The sequence below is a fragment of the Pantoea sp. VS1 genome (genome assembly GCF_002207995.1).
GTDB classification, from domain to species: domain Bacteria; phylum Pseudomonadota; class Gammaproteobacteria; order Enterobacterales; family Enterobacteriaceae; genus Pantoea; species Pantoea dispersa.
Window position 1 is genome coordinate 1 of sequence record NZ_NHZE01000070.1, and the last position, 5,979, is coordinate 5,979.

A 5,979-nucleotide genomic window follows, 5' to 3' on the forward strand; every position below is an offset into this window, starting at 1 on the left:
GTTTAAATCAATGCATATCTCGGCTACATTTAAATTCTACTTCGCTTCCCTTTTTTTATTATCATAAAATTCTGATTAAGAAGTATTTCTTTCTCATATTTAATTCGCTCTTCATGATAAATGCTCTCTGCTTCATCCTCATTATCAATGACATAGTGGATTAAAGCCCGAAAGAAAAAAGTAATCTCATGCTCATAGCCCAGTTTTGCGATGACTCGGTGAGAGCTCGATTTCAAAGCGTTCGAGAGCATAGATATGATAGTGAAGCGATCTATCAACTCTGTTTTTGATTGAGGAAGATAATATTTTATGTAGTAACCAATACAGAATAACCAGATGTATCGAACTATCTTACTATGCGGGAAACCTGATTTTTTTAATCTTTCAATGAACATCTGCAAAAGCAAAAGTAGCTTTTCTTCCTTTGAAAGAACGTCCTTTATTTTCATAGATTGCATCCTTGCAAAATTGAGCAACCAATCCTTGGTTGTATATACAACATAACACATTAATTAAATTGCGCAACACCTGCGCAACTCAATAATTAGTCAGCATTTGTTTCCCTGTCTATCTTTGGCAATTCAGCATTAAGTTTCTCAAAACTAACACCATAGTTCATTGCATTGTATTGCCATACTACAAACATCTCCTCTAAATTTCTGAGCTCTTCTTTCAAAAGCTTATTTTTAGATTCAAGATTACTGATACGCTGCGAGGCAATTCTCAAATTGGCAGGTCGTTTGACCTCATCAACCCCTGATTTGATTTTCTTCTTCTTAAGATTGAACGCCATGACAATATCTTTGTGCAGCCCCAGTGACTGACGGGTCGGCCGCTTGCCAATCAGCGGCTCAAGCTTATCACAAAGATATTCCCATGAAAGCTTTCCTGACTTCTCGCAATCCCAGCCTGCTATAAGGTTCTTAATTATATTGATATCCTTACTATCTAAATGTTTAGCCATATAATTCTCCTTTTTATTTGATTTCTTTTCTTTTGTTTTCGATTTCTTCAGTACTGTTTACAGATGTAAGATTTTTCATGTGCGTAAAATCGTCGCCATTCATTCTTACCAATGCTCCGTGCTCGAGATTTTTGCTTGTGAGCAATGCAATCAAATCCTGAAGTCTTGCATGTGTTTTTTCATGAAAAACAAACCATTTTTCGGCTCCGTATTCTTCCGCATCCATATCGATTTTTGCCTTCTCCAGGATCTGCTCCGTATCTGACGCCTTGGCCTCTAACCTGTCCAGCGAGTCTTTGTCCCCTTTGACACATATATGATCGCTGCAGTTGATACAGTCCCTGAACTTCGTACACGGAGATATTACGTAGTCATGAGTGCAGTAGCCGAACTCTGTCACGTGAATGGCTGCATGGCCTATATCTTTAACATCAATACGCCATTCAGGGTTTGCTATTGCTCGAGGGATAGTTTTTTCTGGCTTAATGCCAATATTTTGCACACCAAGCTTAATTGCCTCCTGGATCTTCTTTTCCTGGCTGACGTGGTTATAGGTTCTGTTCTGTGTTTCCCTCACTCGTCCTGACCACTTAGCCAGTTCAAAATCTCCTAGCCCACCGCCTTGTGCAATCGTATTGAGCAAGTGTCTTGCCTGGTGACTTCTGAGTGAAAGGTTATTCCCTTTTGACCCTCTGTAGCCGTGCCTGTCAAAAATTGTAGAGACAGAGTGTGCCCTGCGATACTCAGTGCTACCCAGATTGGCGCTGACAAGTGCGGCAGTTGGTCTGAAAAGACTTCTTTGTGTTTTAATACTTGTGCTGAGTTGATACCGGAACAGCAGGCATAGTGCGTTGCTGTAACGTATGTTCTTTTCTTTATCGTACCAAGGGAAGTCTGGATAATTTTCGATATCCTCACCAGTAAGTTCAATCTCTCTGGCATAGGCTCGGGATCCCTCTGAAAGCCCCTTCAGATTTTTTATCGCAACCTCAGCAACTGGAACCATGACTTCTGGGATCCATTTCACATTTCCACAAAAGCCTTTTTCGGAATAAAATCTTAACCCATACCTCAGCTTTCCTTCTCTATCCTCCTCACGCATCTCACAATCAGCAGGCAGCGTCAGAATTTCGGTTACTCTTGAAGGTGCACACATAAGCAACGCAAAGACGGAGCTTACGAACAAATCCAATTCTGAAAGCTGGTCTTTTGGCAATGCGAAAATTTCTGCTATAGCATTCAATGACTCTTCGTCAGGTAACTTTGCCTCACGGGCCTCTTGTGCAGTTTTAGTGAGCTTGTTGCTTGATTCCTGCGCTTTGAGTGGGCTCTTCCAGAGCAGTGACTGCGTGACCAGGAATTCTTTTTCTCTGAGAAATGAAACCAGCCCTTCAAGAACTTTGCCGCAGGCGTGCGCTACTGCTTTAGTGTATGTGCTTTTTAAGGTGACAACGCACTGGTTCAGAGCAGTAAGATTAACGTACTGAACATGACTTCGCCCATTGACCTGCAGTAGGGCTGCCTCAAGTGTTCTGAAGACGATATTAAGACGCTTATTAATTTTCTTGCCCCCATTCATGTAATGGTAAAGTACATAGCTTTTAGCGAATTCAATAAAATTCGTGTCTAATGGCTCATTTACAATAATGGAGGTTTTTTTTACCCCTTTGGCTGGGGTTTTAGTGAAAAGGAAAACGTTTGGCCAGTTAACTTCCTCCCAGTTTACAAGACCGTTTTTATTAAGAGTGAACCGACTGTAGTTCTTAAATTCATGAATCTTCTGTGCGCAATATTTTTCCCTGTTCGTTTCAAGTACGCTCACTTTCTCATTTTTGACATTATTCATTTAACACCTCCGGGTTTGATTTAAATTCTTTGCACTTATTTATTACCTCTGATACAGCAATGATCGTTCTGTCCAGTATTTGCGTAGTGACAGGATCTTCCACTATGCACTGAATCATGTGACGCTCATCGAGTAAGTATTTAAGTAGTTTTTCATGCGGCCCTTCAACAAAAGGTCTGAAATGCATGCAGGTATAACAGGGTATTGGGACACAAGCTGTGCAGGATTTGCAATTAGCGCACTGCCCTGAATTTTCACCAGTATTAATTCTGATGTTGCCGCCTGGATATTTATGCTCACTTTTGTTAATAAGCACTCCCTGAAACATTTTTGCGTAATATCCGAGCTCAGCGGAAACAGCATCTTCGATTTTATTTAAACTTTCTGGACCCGATTGAACATAAACGCCTGTATACATTAAGGTAGAGTGATCAAGTAATTCTCCTATTACCACCTCTCCGTAACCTTCTCTTGCAAGCCGTGTACCTAACGTGTAGCGAAACCGCCTGGCATTCATGTTTATTACTTTACCCGTCCTTTCCGAAACCACGTTCTCTGTTATGGCGATTCTTTTGAGCGTTTGGGTACACTTTAACGCATAAGCATGTAGCCTGTCTGAAGACAGAATCTCATGTAAATTCTCACAATCAACAACCCCTTCAAGTCTTTCCTGACAGAAAAATAATGGTAATTCTAATATCTCTTTCTCTGAGAGTTTTCTGCCGAGCTGCCTGCTAAAACTCTTAGAGACAATACGCGACTGCTCTTTAAAAATATTGAATAATTCACCTGTAATTCTGAATCGTCTGAATGAGGCTCTATACTTTTCGCCCTGTTTTATTCTAGGGATATTTATATAGCACTCGTTTATGGCTCCTTCTTTTATGATATCTTTCGTTTTTATCTGTGTGATTTGTAAACTTCTTCTGCCTGTGTGAATAATGATTAAGGCCATTGCAAGATCAGAATAGGATATCGTACCCTTATGGTATGCACGTGAGACAGCATCATAAAAGTTATCAAACTCCATGTCTGTCAGAGGCCCCTGAAGTGGGTCTCGTCTTTTAACAACCTCACCTTTTTTATTATCTTTAATCGTCCAAGCATCAACGAGGTCAACACAGCTTTTGGTAACCCCCTTAAAACCTAACTCATACCATTTTTTAATTAGGATCCTTAGACAACTGAGATCCTGGTTTGAGAACTTATCATTTGACTTTGTTGTTAACATTACGGTTTCGTCAAATAAATCAAAACTCATAACTGAAATTAGCTTCAAAAAACACCTGTTAATTTGCTTAACAGAACCGGGGCTGATTTCTTCTGCGAAATATTTCAGTGTATTTACGTAACCGTATCTGAGGTTATCTGACAACTTTTCAGTGACCTCACCCACATTCAACTTAATATTTCTACTTAACTCCCAGAATTCATCTTCTAATCCGAATGTGTAACCTTCGTTTTTTGCATGAAAGATATCTTGATGCGCGTTCATTGACTTTAATTTATTCATAAGATACCCCGCTGAGCTTTTGGAAAATACCTTTCTGAATTGCCAGGGCTGCTTCCTCTGTTTTTGAAACGATAAATCGTCTGTTGTAGGTTTGTGCTGTTCCAGAACCTGGCTCCCAACCCATATGATTGGAACGCATTTTCTCTTGCATCTCTTCACTCACATGCTCGGTGCTTTCATCCATCAGTTTCGAAAATAAATAGTTCCAGGTGTGTCTGAACTTATGTCCAGTCAACTTGCTTAAACCTGAGTCAATGCCTCTCAGTCTATAAATGATCTTATGGTATGCAGGAACGGACAGAGGATCGCCACGTGTCTCTCCTTCTTTGTGCGTAATAAAAAGATATCCATGCTTTTTCTTTCTGATGTTGGCTTTTCTTTCTCCTGTAATATATGAATGGAGAAGTCTAGTAAGTTCGTCAGACATGGGTAAATCTCTTTCAATCGTTTTTACGAGGGGCTGATTGACTCTTGTGTCCTCAATACTGTCCGCCCTCCTTCTTATGAAAAGCATTTGCGCCGAAAAATCTATATCTTCTACTCTCAGGTTCAATAACTCGCCACACCTTATCCCTAATGAATGTAATATCATGACTATAAGCTGATTTCTCTGGCGAACTTTTTTGTTGAATGGATTGAATTCACATTTAGGATCAATAACTGAAAGAAGGATATCCATGTCTTCTTCTTCGATTGTTTTATAGATGTTTCCTTCTGAATTCCTGTATTTTATCTTCGGCCTTCTGGCTTTTATTTTCCTTACAAAATAGGAAATTTTCATGTAGGCATCATCTACATTTTTAATAGTTAGCAGACACAACCATTCGAGATATTTTGCTATTGTCGTAAGCCGTATATACTTTGTCGCACTGCATACTCCAGGCTGATGATCTTTAATATTAATCACTTTCGCAGTCCTCATCCTTTTCCCGGAAAAATCCCGCAGAAGATCAATTTCGTTATTATCCAAGAATCTTGCTGTTTGAATTCGCTCTTCAATGTCTATGTTACGTATAAAAAGAAACCGATAAAAAAGTGCGATACACCCTGCCTGAGTCTCAATTGTTTTTATCGAATCATCACTGTTTCTCAGTTGTGTTGAAATAAATAAACACGGATAAAACACCGGGATACCTTCCTTCTTGTTTTTTATTATGCAGTAACGTTCTCCACTCTTCATTTTAAATGTTTTAATACCATATCTTTCCATAACTTCCCCTTATTTATATTTAATTTTTTTGCAAACCACGTATAAGTTAAATATTTAAAAACAATAACATATACATATTTTGCAGAATTATTCTATTAATATATCGCTCAACAGTTGTCAATAAAGAATGGATCTAAATTTTTCTTTGCAAATCTGCATTAGGTATATAATAGGCATTTTCTATTTACCTGATACCTTAAAAACCCTCTGCAAAGCTTGGTATAACTAACTTCGCATTATTTCCGTAAAGTATTTTGCAAAATTCTTACCTGTTATAATCAAAATTCTTTCCAACTTCATTATCGCTTATCAAGCGGCATGTATTTTAAATATCATAATATTTAACCTTGTCAATAGTTGACATTATTTTAAAATAAGCTACTTATTGGTTATTTAAGAAGGACTACCAATGATCGATATAAAAAACAACATAGATAATATGTGGG

Annotated in this window: 5 protein-coding genes; all 5 read right to left on the minus strand. The window is 38.6% G+C overall.

Annotation, left to right across the window (positions count from 1 at the left end; translation table 11 throughout):
* Positions 1-29: 29 nt before the first annotated feature.
* A complete protein-coding gene (locus CBW22_RS22935; RefSeq protein ID WP_088517959.1) occupies positions 30-449 on the minus strand; it encodes a hypothetical protein in 420 nt (139 codons plus the stop codon).
* 95 nt (positions 450-544) lie between these two features.
* Entirely contained in the window at positions 545-964 is a 420-nt protein-coding gene (locus CBW22_RS22940) for a hypothetical protein (RefSeq protein WP_088517960.1), read from the minus strand.
* Between the two features lie 13 nt (positions 965-977).
* Positions 978-2,810, minus strand: a complete 1,833-nt coding sequence (locus tag CBW22_RS22945) for a hypothetical protein (RefSeq protein WP_088517961.1) — start codon at positions 2,808-2,810, stop codon at positions 978-980.
* Positions 2,803-4,323, minus strand: a complete 1,521-nt coding sequence (locus tag CBW22_RS22950) for a site-specific integrase (protein WP_088517962.1) — start codon at positions 4,321-4,323, stop codon at positions 2,803-2,805. Before CBW22_RS22950 ends, CBW22_RS22945 begins: the two co-directional genes overlap by 8 nt.
* Positions 4,316-5,533 (minus strand): tyrosine-type recombinase/integrase, encoded by a 1,218-nt coding sequence (locus CBW22_RS22955; RefSeq protein WP_088517963.1) that lies wholly within the window; start codon positions 5,531-5,533, stop codon positions 4,316-4,318. The genes CBW22_RS22950 and CBW22_RS22955 overlap by 8 nt, the downstream gene beginning before the upstream one ends.
* Between the last annotated feature and the right edge of the window lie 446 nt (positions 5,534-5,979).